This is a genomic window from Maribacter sp. MJ134, from assembly GCF_003970695.1.
Taxonomy (GTDB): Bacteria; Bacteroidota; Bacteroidia; order Flavobacteriales; family Flavobacteriaceae; genus Maribacter.
In genome coordinates this window covers 1,321,900-1,341,958 of sequence record NZ_CP034570.1, presented here as the reverse complement: position 1 = coordinate 1,341,958, position 20,059 = coordinate 1,321,900, and the positions used below count along the sequence as shown (strand labels likewise).

Sequence of the window (20,059 nt, the reverse complement as noted above, 5' to 3'; positions counted from 1 at the left end):
GAATGGATCTGAGTAAAACAGACAACTATCTATTAGAAGAAGATGCTTCCCCGCTAGCGCGAGCATCATGCTCGTGCCGTCAAGAGTACGTTTTAAATGATTAACCCAGAGGAAACCGTCTGGTCAGCAAAGAATAAAAATTACCACAATACCTTCTCCGCTCAGTGACCAGCTCAAAATAACTCGAAAGACAGCGTCGTATCATTTAGTTGCTATTTGTACCGCCTAGCTTCAAAATACTATTCCAAAAGATTCCACTCCGCTTCGGTTGCTCTGGTTTTTTGATATTCCATGACCATTAACCACGTGGTATCACGTTTAATAAGCAAGGCATCAAAATGCACATATTGCTTTGGACTTGTCTTACCAGTGCCATCTTTGGATTGAAAGGCAAAAATTCCAGTTTCGTGGGCCGTTGTTTCGCTGCCTACACGCTGTGAAAAACGGAATGACACACTATTTGCTGTTTTACCAGCTTTGGTGTCTATAAAACCTGGTTTCCAGTTCGCTAGTGCTTTAGCAATGGAAACAGAGGTTTTGTTTGCACCAGTGGTAAAGACAACGACCGCATCTTCATGGTAGGCGGCGGCATAGTCTTCAAAATCTCCCTCCGCTACCGTTCTTGAAACTTCTGCCCAAAAGTGATTCAGTTCCGCTATGCGTAATGAATCATTTAAGATTGCTACACTACTGTTGCTCTTGCTTTTTTTTGTATGTGCATGCGCAAGTGTAACGCTTATGGTCAGCAGTAGGACGATATAGATTTTAGTTGTTCTCATAGGTGAATTTTAATTTACTTGACTATTTATCGCTTTTCAAGATACAGAAATAATTGGTTCTTTGTTTTACGTGATACTAGAACATAGTTTGGATAATGGAAACGGTTTTGGATAGGTTAAAAGTGATGCTACTATAAGTGTGGGACTACAGGTTGTAAAGTATTTATAGCTGTCAAGTGTAAACCAGTAAAGGGTTGTTTAATACTTAAACAACCCTTTAGTTTGAATAATATGTTTGAATGTTATGATGAAGTAATGTTTTCGATATTTTTTTTGTTAAATAAAGTGTTGCTTACCAAGAATGCACCCAGAACAGAAAAGATAGAAGCTAAATACATCCTGTAGTCAGTCAAATATTGCATAACATTATCAAAAGATATTTTCTTATCATAGAAATATAAAAGATAAAGAAATAGTAAAGTATTAGTTGCGATTAAAAAAATTCTAATAGTATAAAAATTCTTTTTTATAAAAGGTTTGAAATATTTCATAAGTTTATAATTTATTGACATACTTGGAAAACCATACTATTGCCAGTATTTCCTATTGGTTCTTCAACTCTTGTACAACCGCCTGCGCTAGTTAATTTCCAAGAACCACCCGAACCCGAAACATCAGTTTGTCCACAAAGAATACCACAATCGGCTGCTGCAAACATCGCCGCAGTCGTAGCTCCATAAATAGCACCTTCTGCTCCTCCAAAAACAGCTCCTGCAACAGCTCCTGTTGCTGTTCCTAAAATTGGAAATACTATTGTGCCACCGCCAGCCCCTATAATTGCGCCTACACCTGCACCAGCAACTGCACCACCTACCATACTACGCGCAATGCCTTTTCCTTGAGAAGCCATACAATCCCAAAAGCAATCACCTTTTGAAGATAGTCCATCTATATTTTTTGACGTTTTTAACGTTGAAAATGATTGTTCAATTGATGTAATTGTTTTCTCTGCTGCATCTAAAATTATGAAAATTTGTTGATATTCCCCCGCTAGCGCGAGCATCCTGCTCGTGCCGTCAAGAGTAATTTTTAAATTATCAGCCCAAAGGAAACCGTCAGGTCTGGTCTACAAAGAATAAAATTACCCCATCACCTTTCGCAGTGCTTTATCAAACAATACCATATCTTCCATAGTTCCGGTACTTATACGCGCCCACTTGTAGAAAGGAGGGAAGGGCCTACCGATAAGTACATTTTCTTGTTCCATGGCAGTAATCATTTCATCAATAGGTCTTCCCGTTTTAAAGAATACAAAATTGGTATGGGACTCCACATAGTCTAAGCCCAAGTCATTTAGGGTTTTGTAAATAGCGGCTTTGGCTTCTGCATTTTTGGCGATACTAAATTTATAGAATTCATCATCCGTTAAGGCTTCTTTGGCCGCTTCGATGGCCAAAAGGTTGGTCATGGCCATGACATGTTTTTTTAAGGTATCCGCAATTTCCGGCCGTGCCACGAGATAACCAATGCGCAGACCGGCCATGCCAAATACTTTGGAAAAGGTCTTGGAAACAATAACGTCCATACCTTCTTTGACCAACGTTATCATGGAAGGATAATCGGGCTCGGTTATAAAATCGTAGTAGGCCTCATCGCTAAAGACCATAGCTTTTTTACTGGTGGCGATACAGAAATCGCGAAGGACATTCTTATCCAATAAAGTCCCTGTGGGGTTGTTGGGGTTACAAATAAAGACCAAACCGGTTTTGGAGTTCATACGGCGCTCCATTTCTTTTAAATCGTGGCCCATGCTTTCATCTACAGGAACACGGTGCACGTAGCCTTTAAAATTCTCAGCATAGGTAAGCATGGACTGGAAGGTAGGGTCTGCCGCTATGATTTCCTTTCCTTGGCTACCGTACGCCAGCCCCGCAGCTTTTAAGCCTTCCGTAGAGCCTCCCGTTAAAACGATGTATTCGGTTGGTACGCCTTCTTTTTCAGCGATTTGTGCAATGAGCGGTTTGTACACCAGCGAGGGGTATCTACAGGCTTTATCAAAGGAATTGACAATAGCCTTACGGACGGCTTTGGATGGTCCATACGGATTTTCGTTAGAATTCAGTTTTGCAATTCTTCCTCCTTCTGTAGTAATGTGTTGTGGTGAGTCCCTTGCCAGCGCAGGCAAACCTCCTAAAAAAGTAAAACTGCCGGATAAACCGGCAGTTTTTAGCCATTGTCTTCGATCTATATTTTTCATAACCTAAACGTTTGGTTTAAGATACGAAAATCTAGAAAAGTAGGTAATTAAAGATTTAGGGCTATGCTTTACAATTGAAATTCTTCGTTATTGGGGTCTTTGTTCATTTCCTTTGCGGGACTGAAAATATCTTTCAATATATATACGGTTACGATACTGAGGCCAACGGTCAATGTAGGTATGGCATATTCCCAGTTGAGCAGATGCATCAAACCACCGGAAATGATGGTTAAGACGCCCACGACCATAGCAAAGTTCCATATGATTTCTATAATACTGTTCTTGGCTTTCCGGTCATCGTCCATAAAATAGGAGGTGCCTTCCATGGCAAACCAAGTAATAAAGGTAATTGCCGTACCTATCTGAAAAATAATAGTGTAGGGGAAGTCCAATATTCTTAAAAGACCGTTGGTGGTCCAAAAAAGTACCAGTACCATTTTAATATAAGCAACGGGTTTCTTGTCCACTTTTTTACTGAACCTAACAAAGTATAATACCGCTATCGCCAAAAATGACATGAAAGTGACCACGGATGCGAACGGTATCTGTAATATACGCATCAACATACCACCTAGTAATGCCGCTAAGGCAAACCGTATGGGAGTTTTTAAGACTTTATGGGAATTTCTCATGGTTTTTGTTTTAAATCACTTTGGTATTTGCTTTTAGCCCCTCTGTAATCCCAATGATATTCCTCACCGTTTCGTTGAGGTAATTGCGTACTACGATATGGGGAATCCTAATGGTGGTAAATCCATTTTTAAAAGAATGCATTGCTTCCTCTAGATTATTAATGGCCTGGTCTTCCGTTAATTTTTCATAGTCGGAGTCTATCTCAATATTCAGTTTTACCCTGGAAAGGGCAATGTCTATCGACTTTTTACCGTCCCACCATTCTAGCATGGCATGGACGCCAGCTTCTTTAAGGCCATAATACAACTGTATGGCTTCAAGGGGTGTGTTGTTCTTTTTAATCAGTTCTTTCATCATGGTATGATGATGGGCGCAGAGTTCTACACCTAGGCTATCCATTGCATTTTTATGGTCTAAATAACCGAGTTCTTTCTTACATTCTAAACAAGTCATTAAGTAGGTTAAATTTGGTTTGGGATTAGTATAACCGTGGCTTTTTTGAATTATTATGAACTATCGATGTATGACACCCAACTTTTAGACGAACTGCATTTTTTTAGATAAACGGCATCAAAAAATGTTAAAACTGTGGTGAAAACAGGCTGGCAACTTGTGGGCATTTACCTAATTTGAACTTATATTTACTCGATAATCGAGATTAAAATGCTCCGACGCTTGTGTCGAAAGTTAACGCGATTTTCCTTTTAATGCCTCGCGGGTTTGCCCGGGGGTAGTTTACGAACTAATTTTAAGAAGCCTTTTTTGCTATGCGCCAATTCATACTTTTATTACTATTCACGACGACTTTATTGATAGGTTGTAAAAATGAGGTAAAAACCGAACTTGCTCAAAGCACAACACATAATCCCCCCACGCTAACCCTTGAAGAGGCAAATCGCTTGGCTACACTTCCTTTGGAATGTATCTCAATTGAGTATCCGAATAAATTGAATCAATCTTTAAACGATAAATCTTTTATTGAGGAGCCTAGTGAGTTGCATCCGGCGTTTTATGGTTGCTATGATTGGCATTCTGCCGTTCATGGGCATTGGTCCTTGATTTCGCTTCTAAAACAATTCCCTAATTTGAATGAAGCCGATAAAATCCGTGAGAAATTAGCGGCCTCACTTTCAGAAGCTAATATCGCATTGGAAGTAGCGTACTTCAAAATTCCCGGCAACGCTTCCTTTGAACGAACGTATGGATGGGCATGGATACTGAAGTTAGCAGAAGAACTGCATACTTGGGATGACCCATTGGCAAGAGACTTAGCGCAAAATTTACAACCGCTTACAGATTTAATGGTACAATCTTATTTGGATTTTCTGCCCAAACTGAATTATCCTATTCGTGTGGGAGAACATTCCAATTCAGCCTTCGGGCTTTCTTTTGCTCTAGATTATGCGGAAACTTTGAACAACACTAGCTTAAAGGAAGCCATTGAGCGAACGGTAAAACGGTTTTACGTCAACGATAATACTATGGGCGGTTGTCCTTTAGAATGGGAACCAAGCGGTTTTGATTTCTTGTCCCCTTGTTTAGAGGAAGCGTATTTGGTCAGTAGGGTTTATGAGCTGGAGAATTTTAAAATTTGGTTCGATGCTTTCCTTCCACAATTGACCAACCCAAAATTCGAGTTGGCCCCAGGAAAAATATTAGATAGAACCGATGGTAAATTGGTGCATTTAGACGGACTCAATTTTAGCAGAGCTTGGTGTTTGTATGGAATTGCGGAAGCATTACCGGAATACGCACACCTCAAAGAAATCGCAAAGCAACATATAACATATTCATTACCGAATATCGTAGATGATAATTATGGAGGTACCCATTGGTTAGGTTCCTTCGCCATCTATGCCCTAAATAACACCAAATAGTATGTTCAAGAAAGTTGGTCCGGGAGTCCTGGTAGCTGCGGCTTTTATTGGCCCGGGTACGGTTACCGCTTGTATTCTTGCAGGGGTAGGCTATGGCTATACCTTATTGTGGGCAATGCTGTTATCCATCATAGCAACGGTGGTGCTGCAGGAAATGTCCGCGCGTTTGGGCATTGTCACCCAAAAGGGACTGGCCGATGTCATTAAGCAGGAATTAAGGACACCATGGTTGCGGAATACCGTACTGGCCATTATCCTTGGGGCTATTGTTATTGGTAATGCCGCCTATGAAGCTGGTAATATCGGAGGTGGAACATTAGGCTTGGAAGCTATTTTTGGGGAAGCTCATATTTCATACTATCCCCTGGTCATTGGATTGCTGGCCTTTGTACTGTTATATCTTGGTAGTTATAAGATTTTGGAAAAGGTATTTGTCTTTCTTGTGATTATAATGAGTTTGTCCTTTGTGCTAACCGCGGCGATAACCCAACCTAATATGCTAGAAGTATTGAAAGGCTTACTAGTACCTACCGTACCTACTGATAGTATCTTAACCATTATCGCCTTGGTAGGAACTACCGTGGTGCCTTACAACCTATTTTTACATGCGTCCTTGGTCAGCGAAAAGTGGAAAAGCACGGCCGACCTTAAAGCGGCAAGAAGGGATACTTTTGTGGCATTGGTTCTGGGCGGATTGGTGTCTATTTGTATTATTATATCCGCTTCGGCCATTCAGAGTACAACGGTGAACGACGTTATGGATATGGCGAAGGGACTTGAACCATTGTATGGTTCTGCTGCCAAATACTTTATGGGTATTGGTCTGTTCGCCGCAGGTATAACCTCTGCCATAACCGCGCCATTAGCGGCTGCATATGTTGCCAATAGTTGTTTTGGATGGAAGGCCGATTTGAAAAATATTAAATTTAGATTGGTATGGATGCTTATCTTAGGTCTGGGCGTATTTTTTCTTTCATTTGGTATAAAACCTATTGAGATTATAAAATTCGCACAGATTGCCAATGGTATTCTTCTTCCGGTAATAGCAGTATTCCTTTTATGGGTGGTTAATAGGGTTTCGGTAATGGGAACGTATAAGAATACCAAATTTCAGAATATCATCGGGATAGTGATTTTGGCGCTCTCTATTTTACTTGGTGCAAAGAGTATATTAAAGGTATTTGGGTTGTTGTAAATGAAACATTATTCTATTGACATAAATTGTGATGTGGGCGAGGGTGTTGGTAATGAAGCTGATCTATTTCCTTTTATCTCTTCCTGCAGTATTGCCTGCGGTGGTCATGCCGGGGATTATGAGAGTATGAAAGCCGTTGTTGCGTTAGCAAAAAAACATCATGTAAAAATTGGTGCGCATCCGTCTTATCCTGACAAGGCAAATTTTGGAAGGGTTTCTATGGTGATAAGTCCGTCCCTGCTACAGGAAAGTATCCAGAAACAGATAGCTGACTTAGCTTTGATTTGTATGGATGAAGCAATAGCGCTTCAGCATATAAAACCTCATGGCGCCTTATATAATGATATTGCCAAGGATGAAAAATTGGCAAATGTCTTTTTAGCGGCTATTGAAATATATAAAACGAGGTTCAAACTTTATGTGCCTCCTGGTTCTGTAGTGGCACACCGAGCCGTGGAAATGGGTTTTCAAATTGTACTAGAGGCCTTTGCTGATAGAAATTACAGGGACGATTTAAGTCTTGTGCCTAGAAAAGAAACCAATGCATTAATAACGGACCCCATTGAGGTTTTAGGGCATGTAGTAATGCTTATTAAAGAAAAATGTGTGCTAACAAGCACTGGAAGAAAAACGCCGATTGTTGCTGAAACTTTTTGTGTACACGGCGATACTTCTTCAGCTTTTCAAATATTAGCGTATCTTTCTAAGGAATTACCAAATCATAATATATTTTTAGCCAAGTGAAACTTCCCTCCATTCACATAAAACCTTATGGTGTTCATGCTATTCTAATAGAATGGCCCAATGAGGTTAACGAAACCATCCTAAATAGCATATTACAGTTTGAAAACTATCTGCACGAATACTGTTTAGAGGGGGAGGATTGGGAAACCGTTCCGGCCTATAATTCACTTTTGGTTTTAAACAGAAATATCCCATTGGATTATGCCGCGTTCAGGGATAAAATTCAAGACTGGTATCAGGAGAAAAAAAAAATTACGAGGGGGCAACGTTATTTGTGGCGCTTGCCTGTGAGTTATGATTTGGAATTTGGAATAGATTTGGAAGACGTAGCGGAGACCTTGGGTATTAGTACGGATGAAGTAATAGCACTGCATACAAAAAATGTATATACCGTTTACGGCATAGGCTTTCTGCCGGGGTTCATGTATTTAGGTGGTTTGCCGGAAGCCTTAGAATTACCAAGAAGGGCAACACCAAGGCTTAAAGTAGCAAAAGGTGCTGTGGGATTGGCGGGTAGGCAAACGGGTATTTATCCACAAGAGTCCCCAGGGGGTTGGAATATTATCGGTAGTTGTACCGTTCCTATTTTCAATCTTAAGAATGAGAGCCCATGCTTTGTGAGTGTAGGCGATAAAATTCAATTCTATCAAATTTCTAGAGCGGAATATGATTTACACAAAATAGAGGCAGAAGTAGGTATTTATCAACCAGAAAAAATTAGGATAGATGCTTAAAGTATTAAAGTCCGGTTTTTACACCACGGTTCAAGATTTAGGTAGATTTAACTTTAGGAACAAGGGTGTTCCCGTTTCTGGCGTCATGGATCAATTATCGGTTTTTAAGGCCAATACGTTATTGGAAAATGACACTACGGATGCTGTATTGGAAATAACCATGACGGGACCAACATTGATATTTGAAGAAGAGACCTATATAACGTTGGCAGGTGCTGAAATGTCCGCTACCTTGAATAATATGCCCATTCAGAATTACAAGGTATATCGGATTAATATTGGGGATATTCTTTCTTACGGAAGATTGGATAAGGGTTTCCGTGCGTATTTGGCCGTAAAGGGAGGCTTTCGATTGCAAAGTATTTTAAGTAGCTTTTCCTTATATAGACCTATAACCAGAGAAAACCGACTCAAGGATGGGGATGTAGTACCTTTTGAATACAATAAGCTTTTTAAGCCAAAGATTCTTGAAATAAAGGTAGACTCGTTCCTAGAGGAAACCGTTTTGGAAGTGTATAGGGCGCCGGAGTACGATTTGTTACAAGAGGAGCAGTTAGCGCAGTTATTTGATGGCGATTTTACGGTGGCAAAAGAGAACAATAGAATGGCCTACCAGTTAGAAGAATGTATTAATGGTCATACAATCAACATGCTGACATCCGCAACCCTTCCGGGTACCGTGCAACTGACTCCGTCCGGTAAATTAATTGTCTTAATGAAAGACGGACAAACAACCGGTGGCTACCCAAGAATATTACAATTATCGGATAAGGCAATCGCCATCTTGGCACAAAAAAGAGCAGGTTCTAAAATCGCTTTTAAGCTGCTGTAGTCTATACTTTTTTGTAGACCTCTTCAAAGGGAACTCTAAAACGGGGCCCATAGATACCGTTTTCATCACGTATGCCGCAGCCGATGACCATATTTATTTCAGCGAATCTTGGAATGTTAAGTATCCTTTTAACTCTTCCCGTATCGCTGCCCTCCATGGGGCAGGTATCATAACCTATTGCCGCCATGCTGATCATAAAATTCTGTGCTGCTAGTCCGGCACTTTTATGTGCAACAACGCGCATGTCGGAATTTCTCACCTGTTTATAGATAGGTCTAAAGAGGCCAATGATTTGGAATACGATATATTTGAACCAACCCAATATGCCCAGAAAATCCGTATAAATAGAGGGTATCAATTTTTGGTAATAGTTCAGGGCAAATTTCTCTCGCTTGCTGTAGTCTTTTGGGTCTTTGTCACCGAAGCTCTTTTTTAAAAAGTTAATATTCGCTTTGGCCCGTTGCCTCCATAAATCTTTTCTAGCAACCACTACAACCAATTGTTGTGCTGTTTTTGCTGCATTTTGGCCAAGACATGCTTCGGTCATTTGTTTAAGAATGGCAGCATCTGTAATATGATAAAATTCCCAAAGTTGAAGATTACTGCTGGTAGGGGCTAGCACGGCATTCCTAAGGCATTGTTTTACTTTCTCATCATCTAGTGCTAGGTCTTTTTTAAAGACCCGTACGGAACGCCTGTATTGTATGGCTTCGGTTGCGGTTTTCTCCATAAAATTTTTTAAAGAAATTTAGGGTTTATAAAGCCACGAAAGTAATTAATTCTTGTTTGCCAATTTTCAAATGAAAATTTTTATGTACTATTGCTTAATGAAAACTAACAAAGTAACGGTCAATGTAATTCTAATTATTCCCGCTAAGGAATGATATAGCTTTTTCATTGATTTAAAAAACCTGTATCAGATGCTTCCGATACAGGTTTTTTTATGTTATTAAATCAAAAGCGATGTTTATTGAATATGATATAAAAAGAAGCGTTATTTTGCTTATAATCAGAAACTTAAACTAATTTTAATGAAATTGAATTTGAACCAGTTGTCTTTGTTAAAATTATTGCGCTATTTAAACTTTTATCTTTGATAGTAGACGAGAATTAAATCGATTAAGCGCTTACGAGAACTAGATTATGGAATTGAACAAATACAGTAAAAACGTTACACAGGATTCTACCCAGCCTGCAGCACAGGCCATGCTTTATGCCATTGGTTTCAAGGATGAAGATTTTAGCAAGCCACTGGTGGGTATAGCGAGTACGGGTTATGAGGGTAATCCTTGTAATATGCATCTTAATGATTTGGCCAAATTGGTTAAGGAAGGCGTTAACACTGAGGAAACTGTTGGATTGATTTTTAACACCATTGGTGTGAGTGACGGTATTTCTATGGGAACCCCTGGAATGCGTTTTTCATTACCTTCTAGGGATATCATTGCAGATTCTATGGAAACCGTAGTACAGGGAATGTCTTACGATGCCTTGGTTACGGTTGTGGGTTGTGATAAGAATATGCCAGGAGCCTTAATGGCTATGCTGCGTCTTAATCGTCCTTCGATTTTAGTATATGGTGGTACAATAGAATCTGGTTGTCACAATGATAAAAAATTAGATATCGTTTCTGCATTCGAGGCTTGGGGAGAGAAAGTAGCTGGAACTATGGGAGAATCGGAATATAAGTCTATTATAAAGAAATCCGTTCCAGGTGCGGGAGCTTGTGGTGGTATGTATACGGCAAATACCATGGCGTCCGCAATTGAAGCATTGGGCATGTCCCTGCCTTACAATTCTTCGAATCCCGCCATAAGTAATAATAAAGAAGCGGAGTGCATTGCCGCAGGAAAACAAATGCGTATTCTTTTAGAGAAAGATATTAAGCCTTTGGATATCGTTACCCGTAAATCTTTAGAGAATGCTATCCGGTTAGTCACCATTATGGGTGGTTCTACCAACGCGGTACTTCACTTTTTAGCTATCGCAAGGGCTGCAGATGTAGAATTTACACTCCAGGATTTTCAACATATCAGTGATACCACTCCGTTTATAGCGGACCTAAAACCAAGTGGAAAATACCTAATGGAAGACGTACACAGGGTCGGTGGTATCCCTGCAGTATTGAAATATTTATTAAAGAATGGTCTCTTACATGGCGATTGTCTTACGGTTACCGGAAAGACCTTGGCGGAGAATTTAGAGAATGTGCCGGATTTAGAAGAAGGTCAAGATGTAATCATGCCCTTGGATAAGCCCATTAAGGCAACGGGCCACTTAAGAATGCTTTACGGAAACCTGGCCACAAACGGTTCAGTTGCGAAAATTACCGGTAAGGAAGGTCTGCTTTTTAAAGGAACGGCAAAAGTGTTCAATAGTGAGTATGATGCCAATGACGGGATTCGTACGGGATTGGTAAAAAAAGGAGATGTTGTCGTTATCCGATACGAAGGGCCTAAAGGCGGACCCGGAATGCCGGAAATGCTTAAACCAACTGCCGCCATAATGGGTGCAGGTCTGGGCAAAGACGTAGCCTTGATAACCGATGGCCGCTTTTCTGGAGGCACCCATGGTTTTGTAGTAGGCCACATATCTCCGGAAGCCCAGGAGGGAGGTACCATTGCCTTGGTTAAGGATGGGGACGTCATCACCATTGATGCGGAGACAAATTCCATTAGTGTAGATGTCTCCGATGAGGAGTTGGCGAAGCGTAAAACTACGTGGGTAGCACCGGAACTAAAGTTTAAAAAGGGCGTGTTATACAAATACGCACGTTCGGTATCATCGGCTGCTCAAGGTTGTGTAACGGACGAGTTCTAACAATAGAGATAGCTATTGGTAAAAAATATAATTTTTGAATGTGAGCGTAAGGCTTGAATTTGAGTTGTACTATGGAAACAATAAAAGAAAAACAAAAGACATCAAAGACAGCATCTACTATTAAGATTTCTGGAGCTGAAGCAATCATTCATTGTTTATTGGCAGAAGGTGTCGATTTGCTTTACGGATATCCGGGTGGCGCAATAATGCCCGTATATGATGAGCTATATAAATTTCAGGATAAATTAACACATATCTTAACCCGGCATGAACAGGGAGCCACGCATGCTGCACAAGGCTACGCAAGAATATCGGGTAAAGTTGGCGTGGCTATGGCCACATCAGGTCCTGGAGCAACCAATTTGGTGACCGGATTGGCAGATGCGCAGATAGATTCCACACCAATGGTCTGTATCACAGGTCAGGTGCCAAGACATTTGCTAGGTTCAGATGCCTTTCAGGAAACCGATATTATCGGTATTTCCACTCCAGTGACAAAATGGAATTATCAAATCACCAGGGCTTCGGAAATTCCGGAGATCATGGCCAAAGCATTTTACATCGCCAAATCTGGAAGACCGGGTCCCGTTTTGGTGGATATTACAAAGAATGCCCAGTTTGAGGAGTTCGATTTTTCATACAAGAAATGCAAAGGAGTTCGGAGTTATAACCCAACACCAAAACCCAAAACTGAAGCAATTGAAGCCGCTGCTAAGCTCATCAACGGGGCAAAAAAACCCTTTATCGTATGGGGTCAGGGCGTTATTTTGGGCAAAGCGGAAGAAGAACTAAAAGCTTTGGTAGAAAAAGCTGGGATACCTGCCGCTTGGACCATTATGGGGGCTTCTGCCTTAGATACGGATCATCCCCTAAATGTGGGTATGGTAGGGATGCATGGTAATTATGGGCCAAACCTTCTTACCAACAAGTGCGATGTATTGTTGGCCATAGGAATGCGTTTTGACGATCGTGTCACCGGTAGATTAGAAGATTATGCCAAGCAGGCAAAAGTGATTCACTTTGAAATAGATCCTGCGGAAATTAATAAAAATGTCCATGCTGATGTAGCTATATTAGGAGATTCCAAGGAAACCTTGAAAAGTTTACTTCCATTGATCGATGCTAAATCTCATGAATCTTGGCATAATATCTTTAAGGAGAAGTATAAAATTGAGTTCGATACGGTTATCAAAAATGATATCCATCCTACAAAAGAAGGTTTGACCATGGGTGAAGTTATCGAGGAAATAAATATCGCCACAGAACATAAGGCTGCCATAGTAACCGATGTTGGACAACACCAGATGATTGCTTGTAGGTATGCTAAATTCAAAGAAACAAAGAGCAATATAACCTCCGGTGGTCTCGGAACCATGGGCTTTGCCCTACCTGCGGCCATTGGTGCTAAAATGGGCGCAATGGACAGAGAGGTCGTTGCCATTATAGGCGATGGAGGCTATCAAATGACCATTCAAGAGCTAGGTGTCATATACCAGCATAACGTACCTGTAAAGATTGTCGTTTTGAACAATGATCATTTAGGAATGGTCCGGCAATGGCAAGAACTATTTTTTGATAAACGCTATGCTTCCACGGTAATGGTTAATCCAGATTTTGTTAAAATCGCTGAAGGATATCATATCGAGGCAAAACGTGTGAGCGAGCGAAAGGATTTAAAGGCAGCGGTCAGAGAAATGATTGCTTCGGACAAACCCTATTTCTTGGAAGTGAAAGTGGAGAAAGAGGATAACGTGTTCCCAATGATTCCATCAGGCGCTGCGGTTTCTGAGGTTCGTTTAAAATAAGGTTTCATAGTATCCTAGAATGACATTAAAGATGCGACAAGAGAATATTACTGATATTCCTAAAATTTATCCAGAGATTCAGCGTAAATCCGAAGAAATAGGTTTTTCCATGCCTTCCGATTTGCTTATTGGTTCTTTACTTAAAACTTTGATTAGTTCCAAGCCCGGAGCTCAAGTTCTTGAGTTAGGTACGGGTATTGGTCTCTCTTTGTCTTGGATGATAGAGGGTATGGATACGAATGCGCATCTAACCACCGTGGATAACGACCCTGAATTGATAGCCATAGCAAAACATTATTTTGGGCATGATGAAAGGCTTACTATTGTCTGTGATGATGGCGCAGCATGGCTTAAGGTAAATAGGGATGTGAAGTTTGACCTTGTTTTTGCGGATGCGTGGCCAGGAAAATATAGTGAGATTGAAACTGTTTTAGAAATGATCAATCCTGGCGGCTTCTATGTGATAGATGATATGACTGCGCAACCTAACTGGCCAGAAGGTCATGATAAGAATGTGGATAAACTGGTCCGTTACTTAGAGGATAGAACAGATTTTAGTCTAACGAAAATGAATTGGTCCACGGGCATCATAATTGCGGTTAAGAAGTAATATGGAACAATTGGAGCAAAAATGGAATACTAATTTATATAACGATAAACACTCGTTTGTATATGCGTATGGGGCTTCTTTGATTGATATTCTAAATCCCAAAATAAACGAACGTATACTGGATTTAGGTTGTGGTTCCGGAGAATTAACGGCTTTAATAAATGAACGAAGTGAGGATGTTGTTGGAATGGACAAATCCGTGGAGATGATAAGTAAGGCAAAAATTCAGTTTCCTTTATGCAAATTTGAAGTGGGAGATGCCAGTCGTTTTAATTTCGACGTCCCTTTTGATGCCATATTTTCTAATGCAGCTCTACATTGGGTTACTAATTATAATGAGGCCATTACTTGCATGTATCGTAATTTGAAGAAGGGAGGAAGAATAGTACTCGAATTTGGAGGTAAGGATAATGTAAAAAAGATTACCACGCAGTTACGGAAGTCCCTTCTGAAGAGAGGATACAAAAATCAAGCTGAGCTTAAGCTTTGGTACTTTCCTTCAATAGGTGAATATACAATTGCATTAGAGTCTGCTGGTTTCTTGGTTAGTTCGGCGCAATGGTATGCCAGACCAACAGAACTCGCGGATGATAAAACAGGAATTAAAGATTGGCTTCAAATGTTTTGCAAACCTTTTTTGGTGGAGGTAGATAATTCGGATGTCAGCGATATTTTAACAGAAGTACAGGAATTTCTCCGATCAGATTTACACGTTGATGGTAAATGGTTCGCAGATTATAAAAGAATAAGAATAGTAGCACATAGATAAATGAGTATGGAAAAGCAATGGTTTACCATATCGGTATATTCCGAAAATAATGTAGGATTACTGAATAGAATATCAGGTATATTTTTAAAGCGGCATATTAATATTGAAAGCTTAAACGTCTCAAAGTCAGAAATTGATGAGGTTTCTAAATTTACCATAGTAGTCTATACGACAAACAAATGGGTTACGAATATCGTAGGGCAGATAGAAAAACAGATAGAAGTCATTAAAGCATTTTATCACAAGGATGATGAGACCATATATCAAGAATCTGCCTTGTTCAAAATTGCGTCCGACCTTTTATTCGATGAAAGACAAATTCAGAATATTATAAAAGATAGTAATGCACAGATTGTCACAGTTGCACGAGACTTTTTTGTTTTGGCCAAAAGTGGTAGAAGGTTTGAAATAGATGAAATGCATGAACAATTAAAACCTTTTGGCATTATGCAATTTGTGAGGTCTGGTCGTATTTCGGTCTCAAAGGACGAGATGCAGATATCAGCTTTAATTAATGAATTTCAACACAATTAATAACAACTATAATAATAAATAACTGCTGGAAATTACCGATGCCAATCGGGGACGGCGCTAAATTAAACAGAACACAAAATGGCAAATTATTTTAATACACTATCATTACGAGATCAGTTAACCCAATTAGGAAAATGTAGGTTCATGGATTCCTCAGAATTTGCTGATGGTGTTACGGCCTTAAAAGGCAAAAAAATTGTCATCGTTGGATGCGGGGCACAAGGCCTTAACCAAGGCTTGAATATGAGAGATTCTGGCCTGGATATTTCCTATACGCTAAGAGATGCGGCGATTAAGGAGAAAAGACAATCTTTTATCAACGCCACGGAAAACGGTTTTACCGTTGGTACGTATGAAGAATTAATTCCTAGCGCAGATGTGGTCATAAACCTTACTCCGGATAAACAACATACAGCGGTAGTCGGTGCGGTAATGCCCTTGATGAAAAAAGGAGCAACCTTGTCTTACTCACATGGTTTTAATATTGTTGAAGAAGGTACCCAAGTACGTAAAGATTTAACGGTTATCATGGTAGCACCAAAGAGTCCAGGTTCCGAAGTAAGGGAAGAATATAAAAGGGGGTTCGGTGTGCCAACGTTGATTGCAGTACACCCGGAGAACGACCCTGAAGGAAAAGGATTGGCACAGGCTAAAGCTTATGCTGCGGGAACGGGTGGCCATAAGGCCGGGGTTTTAGAATCTTCTTTCGTTGCTGAAGTAAAATCGGATTTAATGGGTGAACAGACCATTCTTTGTGGCTTGCTGCAAACAGGGTCAATTTTGTGCTTCGATAAAATGGTCGAAAAGGGAATTGATGCGGGATACGCCTCCAAATTAATCCAGTATGGTTGGGAAACAATAACCGAAGGAATGAAATATGGTGGAATAACCCATATGATGGACCGTTTATCCAATCCGGCTAAAGTAAAGGCTTTTGAGTTGTCAGAGGAGCTTAAGGACATTATGCGTCCATTATTTCAAAAACATATGGACGATATCATGACGGGCCATTTCTCTAAAACAATGATGGAAGATTGGGCCAACGATGATAAAAATCTATTGTCATGGCGTGCCGCAACGGGAGAAACCGCTTTTGAAAAAACCGCTGCCGGAAGCGATGAGATCACCGAGCAAGAGTTTTATGATAACGGTGTTCTAATGATCGCTATGGTTAGGGCAGGAGTAGAGTTGGCCTTCGAATCCATGACCGAATCCGGAATTATAGCAGAATCTGCGTATTATGAGTCTTTACATGAAACACCACTGATCGCCAATACAATTGCACGTAAAAAACTTTTTGAGATGAACCGTGTGATTTCTGATACGGCGGAGTACGGTTGTTATCTTTTTGATCATGCATGTAAACCCTTATTGACGGATTTCATGAAGAAAATAGATGTTGATGTCATCGGTAAACATTTTGGTGAAGGAAAGGATAATGGCGTGGATAATGCCAAATTGATTGAAATAAACAAAATCTTACGTGAACATCCTGTAGAAATTGTTGGTACGAGATTACGAGAATCAATGACCGCGATGAAACCCATCGTTTAATATATAGACCAATCTGATTAGGAAAGGACACATTACATGGAATATTTTCCTAAAATCGAGGATATAGAAAAGGCGGCGTTGACCATCCGGCAGGTAACGGAGGTAACGCCGCTTATGCGTAGTATTCGTTTGTCCAAACTTTTCAGTGCCAATATCTTCTTAAAGAGAGAGGATTTACACAGAGTTCGTTCCTATAAAATAAGAGGGGCGTACAATAAGATAAGCACGCTGCCCAAAGTACAGCATAAAAAAGGGGTAGTCTGTGCAAGTGCTGGTAATCACGCACAAGGAGTAGCGTTTGCATGCAATCACCTTGGTATAAATGCCACTATTTTCATGCCTGCGGTTACGCCAAAACAGAAGGTAGAACAAACTAAGATGTTCGGAGATTCTTGGGTTACGGTAGTTTTAGAAGGAGACACTTTTGACGATGCCTACCTTGCAGCGCTTAAATATGGTAAAAAAGAGGAAATGACGTTTATTCATCCTTTTGACGACCCCAAGGTTATAGAAGGACAGGGAACTGTAGGTTTGGAACTTATTGAGCAAACGAAAGAAGCTATAGATTATATCTTTGTTGCCGTCGGTGGCGGGGGCTTGGCTTCTGGATTACTAGGCGTATTTAATAAGCTATCCCCCAGTACCAGGATTATTGGTGTTGAGCCAGAAGGAGCACCTTCCATGAAAACATCTATCGAGAATAATGCGAACACAACGCTGGCTACTATTGATAAGTTTATTGATGGTGCAGCGGTAAAGCGAGTGGGGGACCTTACTTTTTCTATCTGTAAAGATAGATTGTACAACATGACGACCGTCCCTGAGGGAAAAGTTTGTCAAACGATTTTGGATCTTTATAACAGGGACGCTATAGTTGTTGAACCAGCGGGAGCTCTAAGCATTTCGGTACTTGAACAATATTCCGAAGAGATTAAGGACAAGAACGTTGTCTGCATTATTGGCGGAAGTAATAATGATATTACAAGAACGGCGGAAATAAAGGAGCGGGCCTTGCTCTATGGTAATCTAAAACACTATTTTATAGTACGTTTTCCACAACGCCCGGGAGCGCTGAAAGAATTTGTTGTAGATATTCTGGGTCCCACCGATGATATTACGCATTTTGAATATGCTAAGAAATCGAGCAGGGAGAATGCTCCGGCTGTAGTGGGTATAGAACTCAAGGCTGCTTCCGACCTGCAGCCGCTAGTAAATAGAATGAAGGAAAATAACTTTTATGGCGATTATTTAAACGATAAACCAGACCTATATCAATATTTAGTTTAATTCATAATAGAACACATATATGGCTATTCCAGAAGAATTTCAAATACAAAATACCATAGACCAAAGAACTTACTTGGTGAACGGAGAGCTAAAGCCCTGGAGCGGGGATACCACTGAGGTTTTCTCCACAATTTCAGCTACTGAAGCCTATAAACCTACGCTTTTGGGTAGTATCCCGGACATGGAGGAAAAAGAGGCTTTGGAGGCACTGGATGCCGCTTTAGCAGCTTATGGTAAGGGACAGGGTGTGTGGCCCACCATGCACGTTAAAGATCGTATTGAATGTATGGAAGTATTTGTTTCCAAGATGAAAACCAAGCGCGAGGAAGTTGTAAAATTGCTCATGTGGGAAATTGGAAAGTCCCTGCCCGATTCTAGAAAGGAATTTGACCGTACCATTGAATATATTGAAGATACCATAGAGGATTACAAACAATTGGATAGGGATGCGGCCAAATTTCAAAAACAAGATGGTGTTTATGCTCATATTAAACGCGGTCCTCTGGGTGTCGTTCTTTGTCTAGGACCTTATAATTATCCGCTTAATGAAACATTCGCTTTATTGATCCCTGCAATCATCATGGGAAATACTACCATTTTTAAACCGGCAAAGCATGGTGTACTTTTAATAACACCTTTGTTGGAGGCCTTTCAAAGCAGTTTCCCTAAAGGTGTAGTCAATATCATTTTTGGTCGCGGTAGAGCGGTAGCGGCACCAATAATGAAAACGGGTAAGGTAGATGTTTTGGCTTTGATAGGAAATAGTAAATCTGCAAACGCCTTACAAGAGCAACATCCAAAAAGTAATAGACTACGTTTGGTTTTGGGTCTTGAAGCGAAAAATCCCGCTGTTATTTTACCTGATGCGGATATGGATTTGACCATTAATGAAGTCGTAGCAGGAACCACTTCCTTTAACGGGCAACGTTGTACCGCACTAAAAGTAGTCTATGTGCATAATGAGGCACAGGACGTATTTTTAAAGAAGTTCAGTAAGGCCATAGATGATTTGAAATTTGGAAATCCTTGGGACGAAGGCGTGAAACTGACACCGCTACCAGAACCACAGAAACCCGATTATATTCAAGAATTGATTGATGATGCTCTTGAAAAAGGCGCAAAAATCATGAACGACAAGGGGGGGCAGCGAACAGAAAATTATATTTGGCCCGCCGTTTTGTTTCCCGTGACAAAAGATATGCGTGTCTATCAAGAAGAACAATTTGGACCAGTCATACCTGTAGTTCCGTTTTCTGATATTGAAGAGCCTTTAGATGATATGGCGGAAAGCAACTACGGCCAACAAGTAAGCCTTTTTGGTAAGGACGTGTATGCGCTGGCACCTTTAATCGATACGCTGGTCAATTTAGTGTGTAGGGTTAATTTGAACAGCTCATGTCAACGCGGACCCGATGTATATCCTTTCACGGGGCGAAAAGATTCGGCGCAGGCAACATTAAGTGTTCATGATGCTTTGAGGTCGTTCTCGATTCGAACATTTGTCGCCTTTAAAGACAATGATTTGAATAATGAGACTATTCAGCAGTTGTTAGAAGCCAAATTATCCAACTTTGTAAGTACGGATTATATCCTCTAGCAAGTCCACTTATGTGAGCTTAGTAATATGATTTTGCCCAGCTTTTGGGAGTATTTTTCTTCTGAGTCTAATTAATTCAAACAAAACGGTTT

The 20,059-nt window shown here is 40.4% G+C and carries 19 protein-coding genes; 13 read left to right on the top strand and 6 right to left on the bottom strand.

The window, feature by feature from the left end; all coding sequences use genetic code 11:
• Positions 1 to 239: 239 nt before the first annotated feature.
• The 5 genes from EJ994_RS05915 to EJ994_RS05895 all read right to left on the bottom strand — a co-directional run bounded on the left by EJ994_RS05915 (position 240) and on the right by EJ994_RS05895 (position 4,062).
• Entirely contained in the window at positions 240 to 779 is a 540-nt protein-coding gene (locus tag EJ994_RS05915) for a DUF4440 domain-containing protein (RefSeq protein WP_126591621.1), read from the bottom strand.
• A gap of 502 nt (positions 780 to 1,281) precedes the next feature.
• Positions 1,282 to 1,782, bottom strand: a complete 501-nt coding sequence (locus tag EJ994_RS05910) for a hypothetical protein (RefSeq protein WP_126591620.1) — start codon at positions 1,780 to 1,782, stop codon at positions 1,282 to 1,284.
• A gap of 78 nt (positions 1,783 to 1,860) precedes the next feature.
• Positions 1,861 to 2,976 (bottom strand): pyridoxal phosphate-dependent aminotransferase, encoded by a 1,116-nt coding sequence (locus tag EJ994_RS05905; protein ID WP_126591619.1) that lies wholly within the window; start codon positions 2,974 to 2,976, stop codon positions 1,861 to 1,863.
• A 68-nt stretch (positions 2,977 to 3,044) separates the two neighbouring features.
• Positions 3,045 to 3,608, bottom strand: coding sequence for a hypothetical protein (locus EJ994_RS05900; protein WP_126591618.1), 564 nt, complete (start codon positions 3,606 to 3,608; stop codon positions 3,045 to 3,047).
• Between the two features lie 10 nt (positions 3,609 to 3,618).
• Positions 3,619 to 4,062: a hypothetical protein gene (locus EJ994_RS05895; protein WP_126591617.1), complete on the bottom strand. Its 444-nt coding sequence runs from the start codon at positions 4,060 to 4,062 to the stop codon at positions 3,619 to 3,621.
• Between the two features lie 314 nt (positions 4,063 to 4,376).
• Between EJ994_RS05895 and EJ994_RS05890 the strand changes: the two genes are divergently transcribed.
• The 5 genes from EJ994_RS05890 to EJ994_RS05870 are packed head-to-tail and all read left to right on the top strand — an operon-like array spanning position 4,377 to position 8,991.
• Positions 4,377 to 5,486, top strand: a complete 1,110-nt coding sequence (locus tag EJ994_RS05890; RefSeq protein ID WP_126591616.1) for a DUF2891 domain-containing protein — start codon at positions 4,377 to 4,379, stop codon at positions 5,484 to 5,486.
• Between the two features lies 1 nt (position 5,487).
• A complete protein-coding gene (locus tag EJ994_RS05885; RefSeq protein WP_126591615.1) occupies positions 5,488 to 6,681 on the top strand; it encodes an Nramp family divalent metal transporter in 1,194 nt (397 codons plus the stop codon).
• The gene (gene pxpA, locus EJ994_RS05880; RefSeq protein WP_126591614.1) at positions 6,682 to 7,425 is read left to right on the top strand and encodes a 5-oxoprolinase subunit PxpA; all 744 of its coding nucleotides are present in this window, start codon (positions 6,682 to 6,684) and stop codon (positions 7,423 to 7,425) included.
• A complete protein-coding gene (gene pxpB / locus EJ994_RS05875) occupies positions 7,422 to 8,159 on the top strand; it encodes a 5-oxoprolinase subunit PxpB (protein WP_126591613.1) in 738 nt (245 codons plus the stop codon). Before pxpA ends, pxpB begins: the two co-directional genes overlap by 4 nt.
• Positions 8,152 to 8,991 carry a biotin-dependent carboxyltransferase family protein gene (locus EJ994_RS05870; protein ID WP_126591612.1) on the top strand — a complete coding sequence of 280 codons (840 nt, stop codon included), beginning with the start codon at positions 8,152 to 8,154 and terminating at the stop codon, positions 8,989 to 8,991. The genes pxpB and EJ994_RS05870 overlap by 8 nt, the downstream gene beginning before the upstream one ends.
• Before the next feature lies 1 nt (position 8,992).
• On the opposite strand, the gene EJ994_RS05865 is transcribed toward EJ994_RS05870, so the two are convergent.
• Positions 8,993 to 9,721, bottom strand: a complete 729-nt coding sequence (locus EJ994_RS05865; protein WP_126591611.1) for a nitroreductase family protein — start codon at positions 9,719 to 9,721, stop codon at positions 8,993 to 8,995.
• Between the two features lie 413 nt (positions 9,722 to 10,134).
• On the opposite strand from EJ994_RS05865, the gene ilvD reads away from it, so the two are divergent.
• The 8 genes from ilvD to EJ994_RS05825 all read left to right on the top strand — a co-directional run bounded on the left by ilvD (position 10,135) and on the right by EJ994_RS05825 (position 19,967).
• Positions 10,135 to 11,811: a dihydroxy-acid dehydratase gene (gene ilvD, locus EJ994_RS05860; RefSeq protein ID WP_099574700.1), complete on the top strand. Its 1,677-nt coding sequence runs from the start codon at positions 10,135 to 10,137 to the stop codon at positions 11,809 to 11,811.
• A gap of 71 nt (positions 11,812 to 11,882) precedes the next feature.
• Positions 11,883 to 13,616: a biosynthetic-type acetolactate synthase large subunit gene (gene ilvB / locus EJ994_RS05855; RefSeq protein WP_126591610.1), complete on the top strand. Its 1,734-nt coding sequence runs from the start codon at positions 11,883 to 11,885 to the stop codon at positions 13,614 to 13,616.
• Between the two features lie 31 nt (positions 13,617 to 13,647).
• Positions 13,648 to 14,226, top strand: a complete 579-nt coding sequence (locus EJ994_RS05850; RefSeq protein WP_126593657.1) for an O-methyltransferase — start codon at positions 13,648 to 13,650, stop codon at positions 14,224 to 14,226.
• A gap of 1 nt (position 14,227) precedes the next feature.
• Entirely contained in the window at positions 14,228 to 14,995 is a 768-nt protein-coding gene (locus EJ994_RS05845; protein WP_126591609.1) for a methyltransferase domain-containing protein, read from the top strand.
• 6 nt (positions 14,996 to 15,001) lie between these two features.
• Positions 15,002 to 15,529: an acetolactate synthase small subunit gene (ilvN, locus tag EJ994_RS05840; protein ID WP_126591608.1), complete on the top strand. Its 528-nt coding sequence runs from the start codon at positions 15,002 to 15,004 to the stop codon at positions 15,527 to 15,529.
• A gap of 78 nt (positions 15,530 to 15,607) precedes the next feature.
• Positions 15,608 to 17,083 carry a ketol-acid reductoisomerase gene (ilvC, locus tag EJ994_RS05835; RefSeq protein ID WP_126591607.1) on the top strand — a complete coding sequence of 492 codons (1,476 nt, stop codon included), beginning with the start codon at positions 15,608 to 15,610 and terminating at the stop codon, positions 17,081 to 17,083.
• A 36-nt stretch (positions 17,084 to 17,119) separates the two neighbouring features.
• A complete protein-coding gene (ilvA, locus tag EJ994_RS05830) occupies positions 17,120 to 18,370 on the top strand; it encodes a threonine ammonia-lyase (RefSeq protein WP_126591606.1) in 1,251 nt (416 codons plus the stop codon).
• Positions 18,371 to 18,389: 19 nt separating this feature from the next.
• A complete protein-coding gene (locus EJ994_RS05825; protein ID WP_126591605.1) occupies positions 18,390 to 19,967 on the top strand; it encodes an NADP-dependent glyceraldehyde-3-phosphate dehydrogenase in 1,578 nt (525 codons plus the stop codon).
• Positions 19,968 to 20,059 lie beyond the last annotated feature (92 nt).